This is a genomic window from Oleiphilus sp. HI0123 (assembly GCF_001635315.1).
The window spans coordinates 1-493 of sequence record NZ_LWGE01000763.1 but is presented as its reverse complement, the minus strand read 5'-3'; the positions used below and the strand labels follow the sequence as shown (position 1 = coordinate 493).

General features: G+C 41.4%; 1 pseudogene. It reads right to left on the bottom strand.

Annotated features, from left to right (window positions below):
- Nucleotides 1-316, bottom strand: a pseudogene (locus tag A3761_RS06755) (response regulator); the annotation flags it as partial.
- Between the last annotated feature and the right edge of the window lie 177 nt (nt 317-493).

Here is a 493-nt window from a genome sequence, read left to right as displayed (position 1 = left end):
TCTCGACGGTGCCCATAACCTTACTGCGATCAACTTCGGCTGAAACAATAAAAAATAAGTCCGAGAACTTTAACAGTTTCTTGTAGCGTAGCTCCTCAAGTAACTCCTGGCCGTTTTTGCCTTTGCCTAAGTCATAGTTGCACAGCGTAACGTCGTAATTGACGTTCTGAAAACCTGAGACAACATTTTGTGCACTGCTTGCTGTGTCAACGAGCTTAAGGCCAAGTGACATCAGTGTCTTTTTGGTAGAAAAACGGAAGGAGTCTAGTTCATCGACGATGAGAAAGCGTTTCTTGGCAAATTCTTCCAGTGACATAAGGTTTTATATGAGTGTAGATTTATGAGCTCAAATATGAGCGGAGCATGCCGCTTGGTAGGCGGGTGTTTATTTGATTATAGGTTAACTTGAGCCATTGTCTTTTTTTATTGTGACTCTATTTTAATCTTGATAGCTTGCTGACAATCACTTCTAATCATATTCCGGCCAGCACTT